This is a genomic window from Brochothrix campestris FSL F6-1037 (assembly GCF_000525915.1).
Classification (GTDB): Bacteria; Bacillota; Bacilli; order Lactobacillales; family Listeriaceae; genus Brochothrix; species Brochothrix campestris.
This window is the reverse complement of the sequence record NZ_AODH01000001.1, coordinates 46,863-70,907: the sequence shown is the minus strand read 5'-3', so window position 1 is coordinate 70,907 and position 24,045 is coordinate 46,863. Positions and strand designations below refer to the sequence as shown.

The 24,045-nt window shown below is 40.4% G+C and carries 20 protein-coding genes and 3 pseudogenes; 19 read left to right on the top strand and 4 right to left on the bottom strand.

The window, feature by feature from the left end:
* Positions 1–90: 90 nt before the first annotated feature.
* The 3 genes from BCAMP_RS00365 to BCAMP_RS00355 form a co-directional block, all read right to left on the bottom strand.
* Entirely contained in the window at positions 91–969 is an 879-nt protein-coding gene (locus tag BCAMP_RS00365; protein ID WP_035312776.1) for a hypothetical protein, read from the bottom strand.
* Positions 959–1,690, bottom strand: coding sequence for a hypothetical protein (locus BCAMP_RS00360; RefSeq protein ID WP_035312774.1), 732 nt, complete (start codon positions 1,688–1,690; stop codon positions 959–961). The genes BCAMP_RS00365 and BCAMP_RS00360 overlap by 11 nt, the downstream gene beginning before the upstream one ends.
* Before the next feature lie 229 nt (positions 1,691–1,919).
* On the bottom strand, positions 1,920–2,282 hold the full coding sequence (locus BCAMP_RS00355) for a hypothetical protein (protein ID WP_156921066.1): 363 nt from the start codon (positions 2,280–2,282) through the stop codon (positions 1,920–1,922).
* A 283-nt stretch (positions 2,283–2,565) separates the two neighbouring features.
* Between BCAMP_RS00355 and BCAMP_RS00350 the strand changes: the two are divergent.
* The 17 genes and pseudogenes from BCAMP_RS00350 to BCAMP_RS00275 all read left to right on the top strand — a co-directional run bounded on the left by BCAMP_RS00350 (position 2,566) and on the right by BCAMP_RS00275 (position 18,523).
* Positions 2,566–3,775, top strand: a pseudogene (locus tag BCAMP_RS00350) (M20 family metallopeptidase).
* Positions 3,768–5,159 carry an MFS transporter gene (locus BCAMP_RS00345; RefSeq protein ID WP_035312770.1) on the top strand — a complete coding sequence of 464 codons (1,392 nt, stop codon included), beginning with the start codon at positions 3,768–3,770 and terminating at the stop codon, positions 5,157–5,159. The pseudogene BCAMP_RS00350 and the gene BCAMP_RS00345 overlap by 8 nt, the downstream one beginning before the upstream one ends.
* Before the next feature lie 159 nt (positions 5,160–5,318).
* On the top strand, positions 5,319–6,173 hold the full coding sequence (locus BCAMP_RS00340; RefSeq protein ID WP_198015658.1) for an ABC transporter ATP-binding protein: 855 nt from the start codon (positions 5,319–5,321) through the stop codon (positions 6,171–6,173).
* Entirely contained in the window at positions 6,170–7,024 is an 855-nt protein-coding gene (locus BCAMP_RS00335; protein WP_035312768.1) for an ABC transporter permease, read from the top strand. Before BCAMP_RS00340 ends, BCAMP_RS00335 begins: the two co-directional genes overlap by 4 nt.
* Positions 7,025–7,105: 81 nt before the next feature.
* Complete coding sequence (locus BCAMP_RS00330) at positions 7,106–7,984, top strand: ROK family protein (RefSeq protein WP_035312767.1); 879 nt, start codon at positions 7,106–7,108, stop codon at positions 7,982–7,984.
* A complete protein-coding gene (gene lepB / locus BCAMP_RS00325) occupies positions 7,977–8,480 on the top strand; it encodes a signal peptidase I (protein WP_035312765.1) in 504 nt (167 codons plus the stop codon). The genes BCAMP_RS00330 and lepB (BCAMP_RS00325) overlap by 8 nt, the downstream gene beginning before the upstream one ends.
* Before the next feature lie 152 nt (positions 8,481–8,632).
* A complete protein-coding gene (lepB, locus tag BCAMP_RS00320) occupies positions 8,633–9,139 on the top strand; it encodes a signal peptidase I (protein ID WP_035312763.1) in 507 nt (168 codons plus the stop codon).
* A gap of 197 nt (positions 9,140–9,336) precedes the next feature.
* Entirely contained in the window at positions 9,337–9,867 is a 531-nt protein-coding gene (gene lepB, locus BCAMP_RS00315; RefSeq protein WP_051456753.1) for a signal peptidase I, read from the top strand.
* 9 nt (positions 9,868–9,876) lie between these two features.
* Positions 9,877–10,749: a ribosome biogenesis GTPase YlqF gene (gene ylqF / locus BCAMP_RS00310; RefSeq protein ID WP_035312762.1), complete on the top strand. Its 873-nt coding sequence runs from the start codon at positions 9,877–9,879 to the stop codon at positions 10,747–10,749.
* Positions 10,736–11,512 carry a ribonuclease HII gene (locus BCAMP_RS00305; protein ID WP_035312761.1) on the top strand — a complete coding sequence of 259 codons (777 nt, stop codon included), beginning with the start codon at positions 10,736–10,738 and terminating at the stop codon, positions 11,510–11,512. The genes ylqF and BCAMP_RS00305 overlap by 14 nt, the downstream gene beginning before the upstream one ends.
* A gap of 72 nt (positions 11,513–11,584) precedes the next feature.
* Positions 11,585–12,367, top strand: a complete 783-nt coding sequence (gene dprA / locus BCAMP_RS00300; protein WP_051456752.1) for a DNA-processing protein DprA — start codon at positions 11,585–11,587, stop codon at positions 12,365–12,367.
* Positions 12,368–12,615: 248 nt separating this feature from the next.
* A pseudogene (topA, locus tag BCAMP_RS00295) lies at positions 12,616–14,695 on the top strand (type I DNA topoisomerase).
* Positions 14,696–14,836: 141 nt separating this feature from the next.
* Complete coding sequence (xerC, locus tag BCAMP_RS00290) at positions 14,837–15,742, top strand: tyrosine recombinase XerC (RefSeq protein WP_408605168.1); 906 nt, start codon at positions 14,837–14,839, stop codon at positions 15,740–15,742.
* 225 nt (positions 15,743–15,967) lie between these two features.
* Positions 15,968–16,750 (top strand): GTP-sensing pleiotropic transcriptional regulator CodY, encoded by a 783-nt coding sequence (codY, locus tag BCAMP_RS00285; RefSeq protein ID WP_035312760.1) that lies wholly within the window; start codon positions 15,968–15,970, stop codon positions 16,748–16,750.
* Positions 16,751–16,906: 156 nt separating this feature from the next.
* A complete protein-coding gene (locus BCAMP_RS00280; RefSeq protein WP_035312759.1) occupies positions 16,907–17,329 on the top strand; it encodes an acyl-CoA thioesterase in 423 nt (140 codons plus the stop codon).
* A pseudogene (locus tag BCAMP_RS14150) lies at positions 17,330–17,629 on the top strand (hypothetical protein); the annotation flags it as partial.
* 24 nt (positions 17,630–17,653) lie between these two features.
* Entirely contained in the window at positions 17,654–18,523 is an 870-nt protein-coding gene (locus tag BCAMP_RS00275; RefSeq protein WP_035312814.1) for an aldose 1-epimerase family protein, read from the top strand.
* A gap of 36 nt (positions 18,524–18,559) precedes the next feature.
* Here BCAMP_RS00275 and plsY read toward each other — a convergent pair whose 3' ends face one another.
* On the bottom strand, positions 18,560–19,177 hold the full coding sequence (plsY, locus tag BCAMP_RS00270) for a glycerol-3-phosphate 1-O-acyltransferase PlsY (RefSeq protein WP_035312758.1): 618 nt from the start codon (positions 19,175–19,177) through the stop codon (positions 18,560–18,562).
* 452 nt (positions 19,178–19,629) lie between these two features.
* Here plsY and parE point away from each other — a divergent pair, with 452 nt between their 5' ends.
* Positions 19,630–21,609 carry a DNA topoisomerase IV subunit B gene (gene parE, locus BCAMP_RS00265; RefSeq protein WP_035312757.1) on the top strand — a complete coding sequence of 660 codons (1,980 nt, stop codon included), beginning with the start codon at positions 19,630–19,632 and terminating at the stop codon, positions 21,607–21,609.
* Positions 21,596–24,031, top strand: a complete 2,436-nt coding sequence (gene parC, locus BCAMP_RS00260; protein ID WP_035312756.1) for a DNA topoisomerase IV subunit A — start codon at positions 21,596–21,598, stop codon at positions 24,029–24,031. Before parE ends, parC begins: the two co-directional genes overlap by 14 nt.
* Positions 24,032–24,045: the final 14 nt, after the last annotated feature.

The following is a 24,045-nucleotide window of genomic DNA, read 5'->3' as shown; positions in this document are numbered from 1 at the left end:
TTAGTGAATTGGTTCGCATCACTAATTCCTCCTATCTACGGTTATATACTATAAGTATAGAATGTTTTGACGATTATTACAATCTTTGCACTAGTTAGAAAGCGAGTTAAATTCTAAGAGTACAACTGCATTCGCGTCTAACGTGAGTGATAGAGACTTTTTTGGCGAGCATCTGAAAAGATAGTTTTTCAATTGTAAATGGGTCGCTGCATTAATGTATGTTTGCGTCTCATAATCAAGTGAGGGTGCCTCTTGAAATTTATCATAAGCATAGAAAAGAGCTCCGTGATGACGATTAAATTCGAGTTGTTTAACTTGATAATTTGCTTGTTTTAGATTATTCATTGTGATTGAGAAAGACATGGCGTGACCGGCAACAAAAATTTCTTCAGACGAATAGACAGGGTTGAAATAGGTTGTATGCCAAAGTAAGAGCTGGTAGTGACCGTTGTAACCTGTAAGAAGATAGTTGTCGCCTTGTGAAATGATTTCTCCCTCAAGTCGTTGTGTTAGCTCTAGACTAAAATAGGTTGGACGTTTACCACTGAAATAATGAAATAATTCTAAACCATCAGGATGGACATTATTCGAACGTCCATGTTTTTCATAAATCTCAATATTGAGCCAGAAACCATAACCATCTACTAAATGATTTAAAGCTATTAAATCATTTACAATGATTGCACCTCGGAAAAAATAGCCGTTAGAACGTCTAGTGTTCCCTGTCAAAGTATTCCAATCGCTCAAATAAAGTGGACAGTCAATACCATGAAGTTGCATTTGTTGTTTGATGAATCGGGTTTTTTCGATAACATAACGTTGGTTTGATTGTTTATCTTTAAAATTATCGGCATTGAAAAAGACATGGTTAGGATCTGCCACAAAAGATAGAAAATCACACTTCACGAAAACCTTAGTATAATACATTGGATTGATGTAATTGGTAGTAAAAGGATCGTCAATCGGCATTTCTGCTCCCACTCGACACGAGGGCAGGTGGTTTTTTTAGAATAGTAGCAACATCTGTAAACATTTCAGTATTTCTAGATAGCGAATTTAAATCGAGTAGACAATTAAAATGCCATAGGGGTTGTTGTTTTTGAATTCTTGTTCGATTATAGTGTTGTATGAATTCCAAGATGTAGGTGCTTTCTTTATGATTACGTTGACTATAAACTGTTAATGAAAAGTTGTAAAACAGTTCTAACTTGTATTCATCTAAAAAAGCAAAGCTATTATCTAATTCCTCAAACTGTGGGAAGGCATTGATACGTTCTTCTTGATAAATTTGACTAGCTATCGGTATTTCATTGATGAGTGAGTGGATGCCAATATATTTGATATTGGCAATTTTAATAAGCGCACATATGTCAGCTTGAACACTTTTTCGAGACAGGCATTCAAGCGATTCGATGTTAATAATCACTCCGGGTTTTTCTAGTTTAGTTGGTGCTTTTGGAGTGATTGTTAATTGTTGATGTTTTGATGTCGTTAATAATGGGAGTTCTTCGTTTGAAACAATATCTGCGTATCGGTAAAGCGGGGTTAAAATTGAAGCGTTTTTTGTTTCAGTAATCATAGAAACAGTAGAATTTGGTTGCTGCTGTTGTTTCTGGCGATAAGTTGTGGGGGGGACACCAATGATTTTTTTTAAACTGTTGTCTGAATGTTTTTGCTGTTTTAAAACCATTATCAATGGCGATAGTTTCAATGCTTTTTTTTGTTATAGAGCAGTTCTGTTACGCTTGCTCTTATTTGAATTAGTCGTAAGTAGTCAGAAAAAAAATAACCAGTTTCACGTTTGAAAAGTTTAGATAACGTTGACTTCGCCATAAAAAAAAACGTTTGCAACCGTATGGAGGTCCAGTTGTTCTCCAAAATGGTCTTCGATATAAGTCATGATGTCATTGATTTTTTGATTATTGTGTAGAGCGTTTACGTGCGTATTTTCTTGTTTGAATTGTTGTGTCATAGTAAGAATGACTTGAAGGAGGGCGATGGTTTGTTTTGTTTTTTTTTAATGAGTCTGAAGAAAAGTCAATCAAACAAAGTTCAGCCATCTGCTTGCGTAAGAGAACGCAGCTCATTGATTCACCTATGAAAAAAGCTGTATGGAAAAAGGCTGGATACTGTGATGCGAAAAAGATACTATTAATCGCTAATTCGACATAAACCGCTTCTTCGTGATTTAGTGGCGTCTTTTCGATACGATCATTGATATTGAGAATAAAACAATCACTCTCGCATAACTGAACGGCTTCAGATTCACGTGTGACAGCCATTTTTCCTTTTAAGACGAGTAATAATGTTGTTTCGTTGTAAAAACAATGTGTGTGGCTAGTTAAGTAGTGATAATTCAACCGATAATTTATAGTGTCAATGACAAAAACCCCCTCCGAGTAGTTAAAATATACCATAAAAAGGGCTGATAAGTTCTTTTTATGGTCTTTTTTTTTCAGTTTTAAATCAAAAAAATGAAAAGGCTGTCTATTAGAAAGAAACGACCTTGTTAAGGGTGTGTTTTTACTTTAAATTTAAAGTATCAGTTGAGAGGAGAGAAACATTATGACTACATTACAAGCGCAATTATTTACCTTACTTAACGAAAAAGAAGCTGAGATGATCAAAATTCGTCGTCATCTTCACAGACATCCCGAATTATCATTTCAGGAGACAGAAACAGCCAAATACATCGCTGCCTTTTATGAGGGCAAGGATTGTGTTGTAAAAACGCAAATTGGTGGCCAAAACGGAGTATTAATTGATATTAAGGGTGGTTTACCAGGACCAAGTCTAGCGATTCGGGCTGACTTTGATGCCTTGCCGATTAAAGAAGCAACTGGCTTACCGTTTGCCTCTGAGAACGAGGGTGTGATGCATGCCTGTGGCCATGATGGTCATACAGCTTACATGATGGTGTTGGCCGATTGCTTAATTGAGCTGAAGGCGCAATTGCCAGGTTCAGTTCGAATTATTCATCAACCGGCCGAAGAAGTACCACCAGGTGGTTCAATCGGAATGATTAAAGCCGGCTGTTTGGAAGGCATTGATAATGTCTTTGGGATTCATGTTATGAGTAACATGGAAGTGGGCACAGTTGGGATTCATCCCGGCTCAGTTCACACCGGCCGAGCAACCTTTAAGGTAAAGCTACAAGGTAAAGGCGGGCATGGTTCAACACCTCAAGATGCGAATGATACAATCGTTGCGGGTGCCCAGTTTATTAATGCCATCCAAACCATTGTCAGTCGTCGTGTGAGTCCGTTTGATTCCGCTACTGTTACAATTGGGTCCTTCGATGGAAAAAGGCTCAGCCAATGTCATTAAAGATAGTGTCACTTTAGAAGGTGATGTCCGTGTGATGAAAGAAGAGACACGAGCTGTTGTTGAACAACAGTTCAAACAAATTTTAGCTGGGATTAGCGATGCCTTCGGACTAACTTACGAGTTAGATTATGCCAATGATTATCCGGTCTGTGTTAATGATGCCGAAATGACGCAACTTGTAACGGAGGCCATTCGAGCTGATAATATACCTGAAGTGACACGTGTGTTTGATTGTGGTCCGCAAACACCGTCAGAAGATTTTGCTCATTATGCTGAAGAACGTCCGAGTTGCTTCTTCTTTGTTGGTGCCCATACACCTGGAAAACCAGTATATCCTCACCATCATCCTCATTTTGATATTGATGAAAACTGTCTTTTAATTGCAGGTAAGGTGATGAGTAGTGCAGTCGTTCATTATTTAACAGAAGGAGGCACACATCATGAGTAATTCAACACAACAAGCGACACAGGATTTTAAGGGAACGAATAAATTATTAGTCGGGATTGTCTTTTCGGTCTTAACTTTTTGGCTCTTTGCCCAATCGTTACTGAATATGGCGCCAGATGTACAAAAGGATTTAGGGGTATCATCAGGGATATTAAATATTGGTATTTCAATGACCGGTTTGTTTTCAGGTATTTTCATCGTTGTTGCTGGTGGGTTAGCTGATAAACTCGGGCGGGTGAAATTGACTTATGCCGGTCTCGCTTTTAACATTATTGGTTCATTGGCCCTCGTATTAGCCAATGGTTCGGTACTCTTTATTAGTGGTCGGATTTTACAAGGGTTAGCTGCAGCCTGTATTATGCCGGCAACAATGGCCCTCGTAAAAACCTATTATGCTGGAAAAGAACGTCAACGTGCCCTCAGTTTTTGGTCAATTGGTTCATGGGGTGGTTCAGGTTTATGTTCATTTTTCGGTGGCGCAATCGCAAGCTCACTCGGGTGGCGTTATGTCTTTATTTTTTCAATTATCATTTCGTTAATTAGTGCCCTGTTAATAATGGGCACACCCGAAAGTAAGGTTATTACAACGGTGAAGGCTAAATTCGACTCACTTGGTTTGACACTGTTTGTTATCTCAATGATCGCCTTGAATATTTTAGTCTCAAAAGGGAGCGAATTTGGTTGGTTAAGCGGTACAAGTATCGTGTTAGCGTTTGTCATTATTATCGGTGTGACACTGTTTGTTAAGGTTGAAAAAAGCAAAAGTAACAGCTTCATCGACTTTAGCTTATTTGAGAACCGCGGCTACACAGGGGCTACCATTTCGAACTTCTTGCTCAATGCTGTGGCAGGGACAATGATTGTTATTAATACATACATGCAACAAGGCCGGGGGCTATCAGCCGCTAAGACAGGGATGCTCTCAATTGGTTACCTTTGTTTAGTATTAATTACCATTCGAATTGGTGAAAAATTATTACAAAAAATCGGCGCGCGTAAACCGATGCTACTCGGTACATTATTATCAGGTTTTGGGGTAGGGCTGATGGCATTAACGATGGTCGATGGTATCGCCTATCAGATTCTTGTTTTCATTGGTTATAGTTTCTTCGGAATGGGGCTCGGTATTTACGCGACGCCATCAACCGATACTGCAATTTCAAGTGTACCGAATGAAAAAGCAGGTGTGGCGGCCGGACTTTATAAGATGGCTAGTTCACTCGGTGGTGCCTTAGGTGTTGCCATTTCAGTGGCAATCTACAATGGTTTAAGTGCTAGTGTTAGCTATACAACAGGGGCAACAGTTGGTTTGCTTACAAACATTCTGTTCTGTGTGTTGGCGATCATCTCCATTTTATTCGTCATCCCCAAAAAACAAAACTAAATAACATAGCAACGCTTAGGTTCCACAGAGATGTGAAGTCTAGGCGTTTTTTTTGTAGTGCTAACTGACTATTTAAAGTATAATTAATAGGGAGTATCAGATAGACAGAAGCGAGGGTGTTTATGATAATTATGCGCACAGAGCAATTGACGAAACGTTATGGTGAAAAAAAGGGCTGTCAACCAACTGGATTTGACGTTAGAACGCGGACAGTTAACTGCCTATTTAGGAACGAACGGGGCTGGTAAATCGACTACGATTCGGATGATGATAGGAACGTTGACACCGACGAGCGGCCGGGTGCTCTATAACGAGAACGACATTGCACAGCTTAAACAAACAGAGTTCAACATCGGTGTCGTCTTTCAAGAAAGTATTTTAGACGAAGAATTAACGGTACGGGTGAATTTGTACCTGCGTGGACAAATGTACGCAAATGTTAGTAAGGAGACCATCGAACAATTGATGATCAAGACGGGAGTGTCGGCTTATGCGGAACAACGGTATGGTAACTTATCCGGTGGAATGAAACGAAAGGTCGATATTACACGGGCGCTTATTAATGAGCCACAGGTGTTATTTTTAGATGAGCCGACTGCAGGTCTCGATGTGCAAGCGCGAGCAGAAATTTGGCACCTCCTTAACTATTTGAAAACGTCACAACAATTAGCGATTTTTTTAACGACCCATTATATCGAGGAAGCCAACGAAGCGGATCAAGTGTACGTGTTAAAGGCGGGTGGAATTGTTGAACAAGGGTCAGCCCGAGCATTAAAAGCTAAACACGGCGGCTTAACATTATGGTTACAGCTAACAGATGCAACGCGCATACAGGCGGAATATCGTGATAATCTCCGCCATGATGAGCATCAGGGGATTGGGATCCGCGTTGAATCGCCGCAAGAAGCACTGGCGCTGTTAGCGACTTATCACGACCTCATTACGGACTTTAGTTATCAACCCGTGGATATGACCGCCGTTTTTCTTAAGTTAACAGGGGGTGAGCAACAATGACAGCAATATTGCATCGAAATCTACTGTTGTATTTTAAAAATAGAACCAATGTGTTCTTCTCCTTATTGGGGGCGTTAATTGTATTCGTTTTATATGTGTTGTTTTTACGAAAAAACATGTTGACGACCGTTGTGTCTATCCCTAATGGGGCAGAGTTACTGGACCGTTGGTTGCTCGGTGCAATTTTAACAGTGACGGCCTTAACCACATCTTTTTCGGCATTAGGCCAATTAATAAAAGATAAAACGAGTCATAAATTAGTTGATTTTTCTATTACTGATTTACGAAGCTATCAGTTGCTGAGCGGTTATTTTTTGAGCGCGATGGTGATTGCGACACTGATGCAAGTCGCGGTGTTTGTCGTATGTTATGGGTATTTTTATTTAGTCAATGGGATGACCATTGCGGGGAGCGAAATCGGAAAATTATGTGGTTTGATGGTCTTGACAGCTCTTTGTGCTAGTGCTATCAGTTTGGTGATTTGTCTCCTCATTCAAACAGAGGCGACCTTGCGGACAGTGGGGAGTATTCTCGGTGCGCTAGCAGGCTTTATTACCGGTGCTTATATTCCGATTGGCAATGTCTCGGGTGTGGCTGAATGGGCGATTAAGGCTAATCCATTATCTTATGCTTCGTCATTGTTTCGTCATGTTTTAATGGATGCTAAATTGGCAAAGCTACCGTCAGACGAAGCGGTCTACTTGAAAACGTATTTAGGAGTAGCGTATGAGTGGCAAGGACAGCTGACCACACCAATGGTTGAATTAGCTGTCTTAATCGGTGTTTGTGTCGTTTTTACCGGCCTAGTTTTGTTGCTCAGCAAGAAAATGACGATAAATTTAAAAACTTAAGAGTGATTTTTTTGAACGAAGTAGGCGATTTATAAAAAAAGGGTATGGTTTAAATACAATTAAAGAGTTGGAGTGGATAAAATGAAACACCTATTAACGATAGACATCGGTGGCTCAGCCATCAAATACAGCCTATGGCAAGCTAATAGCTTAGGGGAAATTGAAAGTGAACCAACGCATCGCAGTTGGTCAGAAATGAAAGCGTTTTTCCTCGTGTTGAAAGAGCGGTATAACGGAATAACAGGCGTTGCAATCAGCTGTCCTGGAGCCGTTAATACGGCAGAAGGTGTCATCTATGGCTTAAGTGCGGTACCTTACATTCATCGGTTCACGATTAAAGCTGAACTTGCAAACTTATTCGGTGTACCGGTGACGATACAAAATGACGCCAATTGCGCAGCTTTAGCTGAAGTGTGGCGGGGCAATGCAAACGATGTAAACAATAGTTTGTTAGTCATTTTAGGTTCTGGCATCGGCGGTGCAGTAGTGACCAACAAACAATTGCATGTAGGAAAACATTTATTTGGTGGTGAATTTGGTCTCATGATTTTAAACAGTGAGACAGGCGAAACATGGAGCCAACTCGCAAGTCCAGTTAACCTTGCTCGGGCCTATTCTGCTTGTAGTCAGCAATCCACATCAGGTAAAGAACTGTTTGACTTAGCCAGTATCGGTGATGTTCGAGCGACAGCGTTTGTTGAACGATTTTATCATCAAACAAGCGTAGGCTTATTTAACTTAATCACCGCCTTTGACCCAGAGCGAGTCTTAATTGGCGGTGCTATTTCGAAACGCCCGGGTTTGATAGCCCGTTTAACCACTGGGGTTGAACAACTCATCACAACTAATAACGCGAGCGGTCTTACGGTTGATATTCAACCCTGTCGTTATTTTAACGACGCAAATTTAATTGGTGCAGTCGCACAGTATCGCTTGGAAAGTGGTGATCCAGATGAATAAGACGGTCAAATCGATCTTGGAAATAGTTAAAATTGTCGTGATTGCCTTGGCACTTACCTTTGTGATTCGTACGTATCTTTTTGCCGTTGTTAAAGTCGATGGTGCCTCAATGGATCCAACCTTACATGACGGACAATATTTAGCGTTAAACAAGTTGAAAACGGCTAATCGTTTCGACATTGTCGTCTTTCCGGCACCAAATGAGGGTAAAGGGGATTACATCAAGCGAGTAATCGGTCTGCCCGGTGATAAAATTGTTTATAAAGATGATAGGCTCTATATCAATGATAAAGCGTACCAAGAACCGTACCTCGATGAGTTTAAAGCGAAAGTCAACGGAAGATTGACCGATGATTTCGTCATTGATGAACTGCCAGAGGATAGCTATTTTTTAATGGGCGATAATCGGCGGATAAGCAATGATAGCCGTCGTTTTGGTCCGGTTGAGCAAACGGACATCGAAGGTGTGATACTCAATTGGTTGATTCGTTCGTAAAAAAATAAACCTTAAACGTCATCGGAGTGAAATATTTATATTAAACTAATAATTTATTAAAAAAAGGTGGATAAAGTGCTCCTTTTTGTTCGATTATTACAAGAGTATTTGCTATAATAAACAGGTAAGTTGATTAAAAAGGAGGATGGCCAATGAAAAAAGCAGGTGCTTTTATTTGGGACATTTTGAAAGTTGTTATTGTAGCGCTGATAATTACAATGGTCGTTCGAACCTATCTCTTTGCAGCAGTTAAAGTCGACGGCGCTTCAATGGATCCGACGCTTTATTCGGGTGAATATTTATTTATTAATAAATTAAAAACAGCAGATCGTTTTGATATTGTCGTTTTTCCAGCACCGGATAATAAGTCGCAAGAATACATTAAACGAGTGATTGGTCTACCTGGTGACAAACTTGAGTTCAAAGACGACACCCTTTATATTAATGATAAAAAATATGAAGAACCGTATCTCGATGAATTCAAGGCAAATGAAGCTGGTAATTTAACGCCTGATTTTGTCGTAGAGAAGATTCCAGCCGGCAAATACTTTTTAATGGGAGATAACCGTCGCGTGAGTAATGATAGTCGCTATTTTGGAGCTGTTAACGAAAGCGATATTGATGGTGTCGTCATTAAATGGGGTAAAAAAAACTTATAATTCAGGACTGAATAGCAGACATAATCAACACTTCGTGCATCGTACGAGGTGTTTTTTGTTAACGTTCTTTAAATAACTGCTATCTAAAACGCGTTGAATAATGCTATAATTAGTAAGGTGTCTTTAGAGTGTAGCACGTGATTAATAATGAATGAGGCTAAGGGTGATTGCTTGTCTCTTGGCGAGGAGGATTAGCAATGAAGCGGTTATCAAGAGATTCGAAATATAGCATAGTTAGATGGTTACGCTTAAGTTTGATTGCGTTGCTTATTTGCCTTATCCTCCGTTTTTTTATGTTTATTCCTGTTACAATTGACGGTTATTCGATGATGCCAACCTTGAAAATGGGAGAAGTCGTGTTAGTTAATCGCTTGAGTGATGTCAAACGATTTGACACAATTGTCTTTAACATCGAAAAACAGCAGTACGTCAAGCGTGTCATTGGTATGCCAGGTGATCATCTGGTCTATAAAAATGACCAACTTTATATTAATGGTAAGCTTAAAGCCGAGCCATACTTACAACAATACCGCGAAAAATTAAATGAAAATGATACGTTCATGAGTGATTATGATATTGTGGTTGATGATAATACGTATTATGTCTTAGGTGATAATCGTGACAACAGTAACGACAGTCGTTATTTTGGGACAGTGACAAGCGACCATATCATCGGTGTTGCCAAATATGTCTATTTACCAATCAATCACATGAGAACGATCAAATAGGAGGAAAAAATGCCAATACAATGGTTCCCAGGGCACATGGCTAAAGCACGTCGCCAAGTGACAGAAAAATTAAAGTTAGTCGATATTATTTTTGAGTTGGTAGACGCTCGTCTGCCAATTAGTTCAGCCAATCCGATGATGCACGAAATTATTCATCAAAAGCGTCGGGTGTTGATTTTAAATAAGGCCGATATGGCTGATCCGAGCATGACTGAAAAATGGTTGGCTTACTACGAAAAACAAGGCATTCGTGCAGTGGCTATTAACTCAAAAGATGGGCAAGGCTTACATAAGTTAACAAAGGCCGCTCAAGCTGAAATGAGTGAAAAAATCGAGCGTAACCGTCTCCGTGGGATGAAACCGCGTGCGATTCGTGCGATGATTTTAGGTATTCCAAATGTCGGTAAATCGACGTTAATTAATCGCCTCGTTAAAAAGAACATCACACAGACGGGTAACCGTCCCGGCGTAACAAAGGCACAACAATGGATCAAAGTCGGTAAAGAACTTGATTTATTAGATACACCTGGTATTTTATGGCCGAAATTTGAAGACAGCGATGTCGGCTTCCGTCTGGCTTTAACCGGTGCAATTAAAGATGATATTTTGGACTTAACTGAGGTCGCAGAATACGGTTACGATTATGTGGGTGCTTTTTATCCAACGTTCCTCACCGATTATTTAGGAACTGAAGAACCGTTAACAGGCAAAGAAATGCTTGAACGTATCGCTAAAAACCGTCAACTGATGGATGAAGAGTTTATTGACTACAGCCGAGCAGCTGAACATTTCGTCCGTGATTTCAGAGCGCTCAAAATGGGCCGTGTCACATTAGACCGTCCCGATGAATACGAAGAGGTGGCAACCAGTGAGCCATCGTGACAGTATCGCTGCCATTAAACAGGCGCTACAAACAGTGAAAGAACCGACTGATAGCTTGCTCGAAAGATTAAAAGCAGACGAACGCAAAGGTGTACAACTCGCTTTAAAACAATGGTATAACAGGTTCGATGCAGCCCAACAGCTCATTGCCAAACGTGAAGAAATGTTGACATACGAACGAGCGTTTCAAGTGAAAAACTATCAGGTGATTGCAGGTGTCGATGAGGTGGGTCGTGGCCCGCTAGCAGGTCCAGTTGTAGCTGCAGCTGTTATTTTGCCACAGAATACACAATTAATCGGTATTGATGACTCGAAAAAGTTAAGTTTTGCTAAAAAACAGGCGTTATACGAGGCAATCAAAGCAGAAGCATTAGCGATTGGTGTCGGTATTGTCACTGAAAAGACCATTGATGAAATTAATATTTATGAGGCCTCAAAAGTGGCAATGCTCGATGCCCTTGCCCAGCTTGAGGTACAACCTGAGGCTGTTTTGGTCGATGCAATGCCGTTGATCTATAAAGAAACAGCTGTATTATCGCTCATTAAAGGCGATCAAAAAAGCATTTCAATTGCAGCAGCTTCAATCGTCGCGAAGGTTGTGCGTGATCAAATGATGACAGATTATGCGGTTACTTATCCAGGGTATGATTTCGAACATAATTTTGGCTATGGTACTGCGAAGCATTTAGCAGGTTTAGAATCGCTTGGTGCGTGTCCGATTCACCGTTTAACGTTTTCACCGGTTAAAAAGGTACTTCGTTAAGTAACGTTAGGCAATAAATATCAAAGTTCTCGCCTCTTTTTCTTTTACACTAGAGAAAAGGAGGCGTTTTTATTGTGGACGGAACGAAAAAAATGGTTATTTGAACAGTCGCATCAATTCCAGTCACGAACAAGATTACGGCAAAGCTTATCGAGACTATCAGCTACGAGAATGGTTGCGATACCAAAGCTTGCGCTCGATTATAAAGCAGAGGGCATTGTTTTTATTACTGAAACCGATATGGCTTATCCCGCCGCATTTCGAACGATGCATGATGCCCCACTTTATTTTTATGCTGTAGGGAACTTAACCTTTTTAAGTAAGAAAATAATCGCAATTGTCGGTTCACGACAGTGCTCATCATCTGCTGAAGCGGTGATGAAGCCAATTATAACCGCATTAATGAGCGCAGAAATTGTTATCGTAAGTGGGTTAGCGCTTGGTATTGATGCATGGGCGCATCGTCTTACACTACGAGAGAAAGGGGCAGCAATCGCGGTGCTCGGTAGTGGCATGTTTCGTTTTCATCCCCGAACAAATCAACGATTATTTGAGCAAGTATTGACCAAAGGATTAGTGATTAGCGAGTATGCTCCAACGAATGTAGCTCGTCGTTGGACATTTGTCGAACGTAATCGACTGATTAGTGCTCTAAGTCAAGGGGTATGGGTAGTAGAAGCAACATTAAAAAGCGGTAGTTTAACAACTGTGGATTTTGCTTTAAATGAAGGTAAAAATATTTATGCCTCACCTGGCTCACCGTTAAATCGACACGCCGAAGGTTGCAATCAGTTAATTCAAGATGGCGCTTTTAGTGTATTACGGGCAGGCGATATTCTAGAAACGCTAGGCTGAATTAAAACACAGTAAATATTAATGCTTATTTCTTCTATTATAAAGATGTTTTTCTGCTTTTTTAAAAGAGGATGGCTTTCATTTTAAACCGTTGTCATGTTACAATTCGAACAGATGCTACTGTATACGCATTAAAAAGCTTGTAACTGTAGTGAATATCTATTATAGTATGTTATGTTAACTTAACACCAAATATACCCTTACCATTAACATGTAATGGAAGTGAAAGACGAGAGGACTGAAAGTCTATGGCTGATTATCTAGTCATTGTTGAGTCACCAGCAAAAGCGAAAACAATCGAAAAATATTTAGGTAAAAAGTATAAAGTGCGTGCGTCGATGGGCCATTTACGTGATTTGCCAAAAAGTACAATGGGTGTTGATACCGAAAATAATTATGAACCACGCTATATTACCATCCGTGGTAAAGGTAGTACTTTAAAAGAATTAAAACAAGCAGCAAAAAAAATGAAAAAAGTTTATCTCGCAGCCGATCCAGATCGCGAGGGGGAAGCAATTGCTTGGCATTTAGCTAATAGTTTGAATTTAGACTTGAATGACGACCTCCGTGTTGTTTTTAACGAAATCACCCGCGATGCGGTGAAAGATTCGTTTAAACATCCACGTAAATTAGATATGGATTTAGTTGATGCGCAACAAGCACGACGTATTCTCGATCGTTTAGTCGGCTATAACATTAGTCCGGTTCTCTGGAAGAAGGTCAAAAAAGGCTTAAGTGCTGGCCGTGTGCAATCAATCGCCTTGAAATTAATCATTGAACGCGAAAAAGAAGTGAATTCGTTTACGCCTGAAGAATACTGGAGCATTGATGGTCAGTTTATTAAAGGCAAGAAACAATTTCAAGCTAACTTTTACGGTGTAAATGGTAAAAAAACTGATTTACCGACAAGTGAATCGGTTAAGGCTGTCGTTGAGCAGCTGAACGGGAAAGATTTTACCGTCGATAAGGTAACGAAAAAAGAACGTAAACGAAATCCAGCAGCACCGTTTACGACCTCTTCTTTACAACAAGAGGCGGCTCGTAAACTGAATTTTAAAACACGAAAAACAATGATGATTGCCCAACAGTTGTACGAAGGAATTGCAATTGGTCGTGCAGGGACTGTCGGGCTCATTACATATATGCGTACCGATTCGACACGTATATCTGAAACGGCAGTTGCCGCAGCGAAAGACTATATTGGTGAAACATACGGTGCTGAGTATCTTCGAACAGCAGACCGTAAAGATAAAAATAAAAAAAGGCGCTCAAGATGCCCATGAGGCTGTTCGTCCCTCACGACTCGACAAGGCGCCGGCTGATATTAAAAAATATTTATCGCGTGATCAATTTCGTTTATATAAGTTGATTTGGGAACGGTTCATTGCCAGTCAAATGGCACCGGCGGTATTGGATACGATGCGTGTTGATTTATCGAATAACAACGTTAATTTCCGTGCAAACGGCTCGAAAATCAAGTTTAACGGTTTTATGAAAGTATATGTTGAAGGCACCGATGATGGCAGCGATGAAAAAGAAAATATTTTACCGGATATGACAACCGGTGATACGGTGCAGTCGCTAAATGTTGATCCGCGTCAGCATTTCACACAGCCACCACCACGATTCACTGAAGCGCGACTTGTTAAAACGTTGGAAGAAATCGGGATTGGTCGCCCATCAACCTATGCACCAACCCTCGATACGATTCAGCGCCGAAACTATGTGACGCTTGATAACAAACGGTTTATGCCGACAGAACTGGGCGAGATAGTCTATGCATTGGTGGCAGAATATTTCCCTGAAATTATCGATGTGACGTTTACAGCCAATATGGAGGAAAAACTCGATGCGGTCGAGCACGGTAAGATGGAATGGAAGAAAGTTATCGATGAATTTTATCGTCCGTTCGAAAAAGAAGTGCAAAAAGCTGAAGCCGAGATGGAAAAAATTGTTATTGAAGATGAACCAGCAGGCATTGACTGCGAACTATGTGGCAAACCAATGGTCATTAAAATGGGCCGTTATGGTAAATTTATGGCCTGCAGTGGGTTCCCCGATTGTCGCAACACGAAGGCGATTGTCAAAGAAATCGGTGTGATGTGTCCAGACTGTAAAGAAGGTCATGTAATCGAACGTAAAAGTAAGAAAAACCGCCTGTTTTATGGCTGTGATAAATACCCAGAGTGTGAGTATGTGAGTTGGGATCGTCCGATTGAACGCCCTTGTCCAAAATGTGACAAACACACGTTGGTCGTAAAAAAACTCAAAAAAGGGAACCAAATTACCTGTACAGCTTGTGATTATAAAGAAGAAGAACAAAAATAAGCATCATGCTGAGGGTGACATTAAGGTGTCAACCCTCAGTTTTTTATTTACCTCATCCACTAAAGTTCTGAAAGTTCCGAATTGTTTACTTTTTAGCTTTTGGTATGATACGATGAATGGGGTTAAGGAGGAAAAACAATGATAACTCTCGAAAATAAGGACATCCTTAATTTTACACAATATTTAGAAGTAGAACGTAATTATTCTGCGGCAACAGTCCTTGCCTACCAAGCAGATGTTACAGACTTTACGACCTTTTTGAACAGTGAAAATATCGCAAACTATGCTGCGGTTGAAATGCTCGATATTCGCTTATATTTAACTAAATTGCATGAACAATTATTATCACGTTCAAGTGTTTCACGGAAGTTATCGAGTTTACGTAGTTTTTATGCTTACTTAGTGACAACTAACCAAACCGATCAAAATCCGTTGGCATCAGTTTCACATGCGCGTAAATACGTTAGTCTACCACATTTCTTTTATTCTGAAGAGATGAATGAGTTGTTCGAAACGGCGCAAACACGGCAAACAAAGTTAGCGAGTCGTGATTTAGCTTTACTTGAAGTTCTTTATGCAACAGGTATGCGTGTTTCAGAGTGTGAAGCTATGCGACTAGCAGACATTGATATGAACTATCACACAGTGTTAGTGCACGGGAAGGGGAGCAAAGAACGACATGTTCCTCTCGGACAGTTTGCCATCGATGCCTTGCAGACTTACTTCGAAAAGTGTCGCACCCCGTTATTACAACATTTTAATGAAACACATACGGCTGTTTTCATTAATAAAAATGGGAAACCGTTGACTGTTAGAGGAATCCGCTACTGTTTAGACCAATTAATGAAGGCAACGACATTAACCGGTAAGATTCACCCACACATGTTACGTCATACCTTTGCTACCGATTTGATGAATGCAGGAGCCGATATGCGAACCGTACAAGAATTACTTGGGCACGTAAGTTTATCATCGACGCAAATTTATACACATGTCACCAAAGAACGATTACAAGAAACATATCGCAATGCACATCCGCGTGCATAATTTCATAAACAAGGTCGTTTTCACAGAAAAGTTTATTAATTAAATAAAATAGCACAAAAAACAATGATTATGTATGTTTAATTGTACGATAACGTGATATACTACGTAAGGACCTAATGTTAAGTAATCTTACTTATTCACACATATATGTTTGACTGAACGTATCACAAAAACTAAATAACATCAAATGACTGCTGTGGCGAGTCATCTCTAGGAGGAAAACTAATGAACCTTACATTATTACAAAAGACGCGTGGAATTAACTCATTATTACAAAAATCAGCTGGTCATTCCGTTGATTTTAACGAAATGGCTGCAACAATGAGTCGTTTTATTGAGGCAAATGTCTACATTGTAAGCCGTAAAGGAAAATTGCTAGGTGTATCTGAAGAAGTTGAAATTAATAACCAACGAATGATCAGCTTCATCGAAAGTCGTCAATTTCCAGTTGATTACACGAATAGCTTATTTAATATTACTGAAACAACCCAAAACATTGATTTCGAAAGTCGTTACACGATTTTCCCTGTCGAAAATGCCGGTATTTTTAAACAAGGTTTAACGACAATTGTACCGATTGTTGGTGGTGGTGATCGTTTGGGAACGTTAATCATTTCACGTTTAAGCGATGTTTTTACAGATGACGATTTAATTTTGGCTGAATACGGTGCAACCGTTGTTGGCATGGAAATTTTACGTGAAAAAACCGAAGAAATTGAGGAAGAAGCTCGTAGTAAAGCCGTTGTACAAATGGCAATTAACTCTCTCTCATACAGTGAACATGGCGCGATTGAACATATTTTTGAAGAACTTGGTGGTAAGGAAGGCTTGCTAGTTGCGTCTAAAATCGCCGATCGAGTCGGTATTACACGTTCAGTAATTGTTAATGCATTACGTAAACTTGAAAGTGCTGGTGTGATTGAATCACGCTCACTTGGCATGAAAGGAACTTATATTAAAGTGCTTAATGATAAATTTTTAGTGGCTCTTGAAAAAACAAGTATGTAAGTCGCAACGTTTAACTAAGTGATGCGCGCTATAACATTGAGGGTCAAACGGTCGCTATTGATCGAGTTGTTTTATATACAGATTCAAGTTACTTTTACTACAGTCTAAAAGGAACAATCCCTTGGATTGTTCCTTTTTTTATTGAGGAGGATAAACATGAAAACAGTCAACCAATCTGAAATTAAAGTGCGCTATAGTGAAACCGATCAAATGGGAGTCGTGTATCATACGAATTACTTAGTCTGGTGTGAGATAGGACGGACGAATTTGATTTCACAACTCGGCTTTGATTATGTCGAAATGGAGGCACAAGGTTATTTAGCACCTGTGTTAGATGTCCAGTTGCAATATAAATTCCCGTTACGATACGGGCAATCAGCCATCGTCAAAACGTGGGTTGCAGCTTATGATGGGTTGCGGACAACCTACGGTTATGAAATTCGGGTAAAAGAAACCGACCAACTGGCTCTTACTGCAACAACAACCCATGCGATTGTTACGAAAGAACATTTTAAACCTGCCTCTTTTAGAAGGCATTTCCCTGAGTGGGATAAGGGCTATAAAAAGGAAGTTGAATAGATGGCATTTGGGGTAAGTCGTGCGCAATTAAAGGCATGGAAGGCGGCCGTACGGTCTGGTGAGATTGCTTTTCTGACACATTGGTGGCAGGATGACCGCTTTAATGGGGTTAGCAGTTTCACCAAGGTTGGCTGTGCTGATCGTGCTAAATTAATAGAGTGGGGAAGTCAATACGGTTTGCAAGCGAAATACTTAGATTTAAAACATGAGCAGTATCCTCATTTTGACTTGTTTGGTGACACCCAACTCTATGTGTTACGAGCAGAAGGCTTAACAGATCATATCAAACGGTTTAAATTAGCTACTACTGAAGGAGTGAGGCAGATGTATACGTTAGAAACAGACCAAGCCATTGTTAAAATAGCCGTTAAAGGGGCTGAATTACAGTCATTCATCCGTAAAGATACGGGTATTGAATACATATGGCAAGCAGATCCAACCTATTGGGGCAGACATGCACCGATTTTATTTCCTAATGTCGGTCGCCTACAAGACAATCAGTATCATTATCAAAACAAGTATTATAGTCAACCACAACACGGTTTCGCACGGGATTTACCGTTTACGGTTGTGACTGTATCGCCAACACATATTTTACTGGAACTGACGCAAACAGCTGAGACATTAAAAAATTATCCGTTTGCCTTCAACCTGCGGATCGCATACTATCTGGAAGATGCAAATCTAAAAGTTGAATGGACAGTTACTAATCCGGCGGAAGCAACGCTGTATTTTTCAATTGGGGGGCATCCAGCCTTTAATATTCCGTTAGAAACGCAACAGACATTTACTGATTATGATTTAGTATTTTCACAACCATTTGACGGGGAGCTCTTGAGTTTAGAAGGGCCCTTCCTTAATCAATCAGTCCAGAAACGATTAAGCAAACAAGCAATCACCCATGTACCGCTGTCTAAAGCCCTCTTTAAAGAAGATGCCTTAATCTTTGAGGATATTGCTGAACTGACGTTGGCGAACAAACAACGGACACATGGTGTCCGTGTACATACCGCTGAAATGGCCTTTGTTGGTGTTTGGTCACCGTTAAATGATGCCCCATTCGTTTGTATCGAACCGTGGCAAGGAATTGCTGATACAACTGATACATCAAAAGAGTGGTCAACCAAGTATGGTTCACACAAACTTGCCGCAGGCGAAATTTTCCAAAAAGCGTATACAATTGCACCGTTTTAAGCACGAAAAAAGCCGTAGAATTCATTCTACGGCTTTTTAATCACATGTTATTTTTTTTTTGCTTTTAAAAACCATCTTTGATTCGGTTCCGTTTTTAATACGTGTAATATTGGCACGGTGTCGATAAAGGATAAAAGCCGTTAAAATCGCCATCACGACAATTAAGGTGATATCCTTGAAAAAGATACTGGCGATAAAGCCGACAGTAACGGCAACCATTGAACTTAAAGACACATAACGTGTCAATAGTAACACAATCGCGAAGGCGATTAGAACGATTAAAAAGACTGTTGGTGAATAACCGAGGAGGATACCTGCTGACGTTGCAACAGCTTTGCCACCTCTTAATTTTGCGTAAGCAGGGTAAATATGACCGATGACTGCAAATAAACCAATCAACAATGGGTTAACAGGCACATCTAACCAAACCGGAATTAAGGTTGCTAATGTCCCTTTCAGGACATCAATTATCATCACGATGATGCCCGCTTTAACACCTAATATACGAAATGAGTTTGTAGCGCCAAGGTTACGGCTACCGTAATCTCTAATATCTTTTTTGAAAAACCATTTACCAATCCACAAGCCTGCTGTAAATGATCCGATTAAATAAGCGACAAGTATGAGTGCAATCACTTGTATGGCATAATTCATACGAATTCCTCTTCTCTTTAAAAGTACGTAACACCTTCATTATAGTTGAAACCGTAAGGAATTGGAACGATTATTTTCGTTACGGCACCAATTAATGACAGGAACTGTTAGTAGTAAGTCATAAGAAACTGATTGGTTTCAAATAAATAGTGATTTTGTTTGTGATACGACTACTAAGTGGTGTATACTAAGCTTTCGTAGCTATTGACAAAAGATGCCCATTAGCGATAATCTAAAAAAAGAACCGCGATATTACGGTGATTTTTTGAGCGTAATCGGTTACACTAAATAGTAGAGAGTTATTTTTTTAAAACAACTTACAATCAAAAGATAGTTTTAACAAAGGCTGTACCGAACATTGTTTGACAAAACAAGTCAATCTTTGTTATTTTTAAAGACGAACAAACGTTTGCAAAGGCAAACACTCCAAGATAGAAAGGCGCTGTTTAGGATTGGTAAAAAAAACAACCGAATATAACGATGATTCCATTCAAATTTTAGAAGGCTTAGAAGCTGTTCGTAAACGTCCAGCGATGTATATTGGCTCAACGGATGCGCGCGGTTTGCACCATTTAGTGTATGAAATCGTCGATAACTCAGTCGACGAAGTGCTGTCTGGCTTTGGTAAAAAAATCGACATTACGATAAAAAAAGATAATAGCATCGTCGTTAGTGATGAAGGACGAGGGATGCCAGTTGGAATGCATAGTTCTGGTAAACCGACAGTCGAAGTCATTTTGACGATTCTCCATGCCGGGGGTAAGTTCGGCCAAGGTGGCTATAAAACCTCAGGTGGTTTACATGGTGTTGGTGCCTCGGTTGTCAATGCCCTCAGTGAGTGGTTAACCGTTACAGTTTACCGCGATGGCTATGAATACGAGCAACAATTTAAAAATGGTGGTGTTCCAGTTACAAAACTCGTTAAAAAAGGCAAGACAAAATGCACTGGAACAACGATGCATTTTAAACCAGATGCAACCATTTTTTCTACAATTACGTACAATTACGATGTTTTAAGTGAACGTTTAAGAGAGTCAGCCTTTTTATTGAAAGGCGTTGAAATTAATTTAACCGATGAACGTGAAGATGATAAAAGCGACAGTTTTCATTACGAAGAAGGGATTGCGGCCTTTGTCACATATTTAAACGAAGATAAAGAAGTGTTGCATGATACTGTTGTGATGGAAGGCGTCAATACAAATATGGAAATTGAAATGGCCTTCCAATTTAACGATGGTTACTCAGAAACATTGTTAAGTTTCGTTAATAACGTCCGCACAAAGGGTGGTGGGACGCATGAATCAGGTGCAAAAGCGGCTATGACCCGTGTGATGAATGAATATGCCCGTCGCATTGGCTTATTAAAAGAAAAAGATAAAAACCTCGAAGGTAGTGATATTCGCGAAGGAATGTCAGCTGTTATTTCGATTCGTGTGCCAGAAGAATATTTACAGTTTGAAGGACAGACGAAAGAAAAACTCGGTACTTCTGAAGCCCGCGCGGCCGTTGATGCGGTAGTATCGGAACAATTGGCGTATTTCTTAAACGAAAACCCTGAAGTAAGTCAATTATTAATCCGTAAATCAGTAAAAGCACAACAGGCCCGTGATGCAGCCCGTAAGGCCCGCGAGGATACTCGTAACGGTAAGAAACGTAAGCGTGGCGATACCTTGCTATCTGGTAAATTAACGCCGGCTCAATCGCGTAACCCGATGAAAAACGAATTGTATTTAGTCGAAGGGGATTCGGCTGGTGGTTCAGCGAAGCAAGGACGTGATCGTCGCTTTCAAGCTGTCTTGCCGCTACGAGGTAAGGTTGTTAATACCGAAAAAGCAAAATTGGCTGATATTATGAAAAACGAAGAAATTAGCACGATTATTCATACAATCGGTGCTGGTGTTGGCGCTGATTTTGATATTGCTGACTGTAACTATGATAAAGTCATCATCATGACCGATGCCGATACCGATGGGGCACATATTCAAGTCTTGCTCTTGACCTTCTTCTACCGCTACATGCTGCCGTTAATCCAAGCTGGGAAGGTATACATCGCCTTACCACCGCTTTATAAGGTCAGCAAAGGAATCGGTAAAAAAGAAGTGATTGAATACGCTTGGACCGATGAAGAACTAGAAACCGTTTTGAAAAACTTTAGCCGTGGCTATGTTATTCAGCGTTACAAAGGTTTAGGTGAAATGAACGCCGATCAATTATGGTCGACCACAATGGACCCTGAATCACGCACGCTTATTCGTGTACGAATTGACGACATGGCGCGCTCAGAACGTCGGATTTCAACGCTAATGGGTGACAAGGTCGAACCGCGTCGTCGTTGGATTGAAGGTAACGTCGAGTTTACATTAGAAGATGATCAAAGTATTTTAGAAAACGAAAACGTAATGATTGAGGGGGATTCCGATGCCAATTCATGATGGTATTCAAGACTTACCGTTAGAAGAAGTCGTTGGCGACCGTTTCGGTCGTTATAGTAAATATATTATTCAAGAACGTGCCTTACCAGATATTCGTGACGGTTTAAAACCCGTGCAACGTCGAATTTTATATGCAATGTATGCTGAAGGTAACACGAGCGAAAAAGGATTCCGTAAATCGGCTAAAACAGTCGGTAACGTTATCGGTAACTATCATCCTCACGGTGATTCATCCGTGTACGAAGCAATGGTACGAATGAGCCAAGACTGGAAAAACCGGATGCCGTTAATTGAAATGCACGGGAATAATGGTAGCCTCGATGGCGATTCAGCAGCAGCAATGCGTTATACCGAAGCACGACTCGGTTCACTGTCGGCACACTTATTACAAGACCTTGAAAAAGGCACGGTTGAGATGATTGATAACTTTGATGAAACGACCAAAGAACCGACAGTTTTACCAGCTCATTTCCCGAACCTACTCGTGAACGGGGCAACTGGTATTGCGGCTGGTTATGCGACCGATATTCCACCGCATAATTTAGGCGAAGTCATTGAAGCCGTCATTTATCGATTAAAACATGCCAACTGTTCAATTGATGACATTATGACTATTATCCCTGGACCGGATTTTCCAACGGGTGGTATTATTCAAGGGGTCAAAGGCATTAAAGATGCTTACACAACTGGTAAAGGTAAAATTTTCATTCGTTCGCAAACCGAGATTGAAACAATTCGTAGTGGCCGTCAACAAATTATTGTGACCGAAATTCCATACGAGGTTAATAAGGCCAATATGGTTAAACGAATTGATGAGCTTCGTCTTGATAAAAAAGTCGAAGGGATTTCAGAAGTGCGTGATGAGAGTGATCGTACCGGACTCCGGATCGCAATCGAACTCAAAAAAGACGTTAATGTCACAGGAATTTTAAATTATTTATACAAAAATACGGATTTGCAAGTATCTTATAACTTTAATATGGTGGCAATTGATGATAAACGCCCACGTTTAAATGGCATTTTAGGCTTTATCGATGCGTATATTAAACATCAGCAAGAAATCATCACCCGTCGGTCAATTTATGATGTAAAAAAAGCACGTGATCGTCAACATATCATCGAAGGGTTGATGAAAGCCTTATCGATTCTAGATGAAGTGATTGCGATGATCCGGTCATCGAAAGACAAGAAAAACGCAAAAGAAAACTTAGTGGCAGCCTTTGCTTTTTCAGTTGAACAAGCAGAAGCGATTGTAACCTTGCAATTATACCGTCTTACAAATACGGATATTACAGAGTTACAAGCTGAAGGGAAAGAATTATCGGATAAGATCGCTCAACTGGAGGCGATTTTAGGCGATGTGAAAGTCTTGAACCAGACATTAGTCAACGGTCTCAAAGCCATCAACAAAAAATTCCCTAATCCGCGTCGTTCTGTCATAGAAGAAAAAATCGAGGAACTCAAAATCGACCGTACCGTGTTAGTTGCCAGTGAGGAAGTGATGGTAAGCGTCACCGCCCACGGCTATATTAAACGTACGGGCTTACGTTCATTCAGCGCTTCAACAGGTGTATCTGATCTTGCGATGAAAGAAAATGACCACGTCGTTTTTGCCCAACAAATGAATACGATGGACTTTGTCGTCGTCTTTACGGATAAAGGGAACTACGTGTACCGACCAGTACATGAATTGACCGATATTCGTTGGAAGGATCTCGGCGAACACGTCAGTCACTTGGCGAACGCTGATAGCAGTGAGCGTATCGTTGCCGTCTTGCCATTGAAAGACTTTAGCACCGAGTTAGCCGTTGTCTTTACGACTGCAAATGGGATGATTAAACGTAGTACGTTGGATCAATACCAGCCGCAACGTTATGCGCGTAGTTTAACAGGGGTTAAATTAAAAGGCGCTGATTCGGTAGTGACTGTCTTTGTTGCTAATGATAGTGATAAAGTGAGTCTTACGACGAATAAAGGCTATAACCTAACATTTGCTTTGAATGAAGTACCACTTGCCAATGTACGAACAAGTGGGGTTAAAGGCATCAACCTCAAACCAGACGATTTTGTAATTGGTGCTGTTAAACTGGCGGCAGGACACGATCTCTTGTTAGTGACTCAACGAGGTTCAGTTAAACGTTTCAATGAGAAACACCTTGAACTGCAATCCCGTGCTTTACGTGGGTTGTTGATGTTACGTGAACTGAAGGCGAAACCACATCGTTACATTGCCATGTTATCTGTTGCCAAAGAAGACAGTGTCACTATCTTAACAGCGAATGATACAACTGTTGATGTTGAGGTTCAAACTGTTAATAGTGTCACCGATCGTTATTCAAATGGCTCATTCGTTTTAGACGAAATCGAGGATGGGCAAGCAATCGCTGCCTGGCTCAATCCTGCACCGAAACTTTCAAAATAAAGAGAGGAGACTGT

Bases quoted from the DNA above. Each gene is read 5' to 3' on its own strand.
- BCAMP_RS00365 (WP_035312776.1), bottom strand. From the start codon at position 969: ATGCCGATTGACGATCCTTTTACTACCAATTACATCAATCCAATGTAT.
- BCAMP_RS00360 (WP_035312774.1), bottom strand. From the start codon at position 1,690: ATGGTTTTAAAACAGCAAAAACATTCAGACAACAGTTTAAAAAAAATC.
- BCAMP_RS00355 (WP_156921066.1), bottom strand. From the start codon at position 2,282: ATGGCTGTCACACGTGAATCTGAAGCCGTTCAGTTATGCGAGAGTGAT.
- BCAMP_RS00345 (WP_035312770.1), top strand. From the start codon at position 3,768: ATGAGTAATTCAACACAACAAGCGACACAGGATTTTAAGGGAACGAAT.
- BCAMP_RS00340 (WP_198015658.1), top strand. From the start codon at position 5,319: ATGGTGAAAAAAAGGGCTGTCAACCAACTGGATTTGACGTTAGAACGC.
- BCAMP_RS00335 (WP_035312768.1), top strand. From the start codon at position 6,170: ATGACAGCAATATTGCATCGAAATCTACTGTTGTATTTTAAAAATAGA.
- BCAMP_RS00330 (WP_035312767.1), top strand. From the start codon at position 7,106: ATGAAACACCTATTAACGATAGACATCGGTGGCTCAGCCATCAAATAC.
- lepB (WP_035312765.1), top strand. From the start codon at position 7,977: ATGAATAAGACGGTCAAATCGATCTTGGAAATAGTTAAAATTGTCGTG.
- lepB (WP_035312763.1), top strand. From the start codon at position 8,633: ATGAAAAAAGCAGGTGCTTTTATTTGGGACATTTTGAAAGTTGTTATT.
- lepB (WP_051456753.1), top strand. From the start codon at position 9,337: ATGAAGCGGTTATCAAGAGATTCGAAATATAGCATAGTTAGATGGTTA.
- ylqF (WP_035312762.1), top strand. From the start codon at position 9,877: ATGCCAATACAATGGTTCCCAGGGCACATGGCTAAAGCACGTCGCCAA.
- codY (WP_035312760.1), top strand. From the start codon at position 15,968: ATGAACCTTACATTATTACAAAAGACGCGTGGAATTAACTCATTATTA.
- BCAMP_RS00280 (WP_035312759.1), top strand. From the start codon at position 16,907: ATGAAAACAGTCAACCAATCTGAAATTAAAGTGCGCTATAGTGAAACC.
- BCAMP_RS00275 (WP_035312814.1), top strand. From the start codon at position 17,654: ATGTATACGTTAGAAACAGACCAAGCCATTGTTAAAATAGCCGTTAAA.
- plsY (WP_035312758.1), bottom strand. From the start codon at position 19,177: ATGAATTATGCCATACAAGTGATTGCACTCATACTTGTCGCTTATTTA.
- parC (WP_035312756.1), top strand. From the start codon at position 21,596: ATGCCAATTCATGATGGTATTCAAGACTTACCGTTAGAAGAAGTCGTT.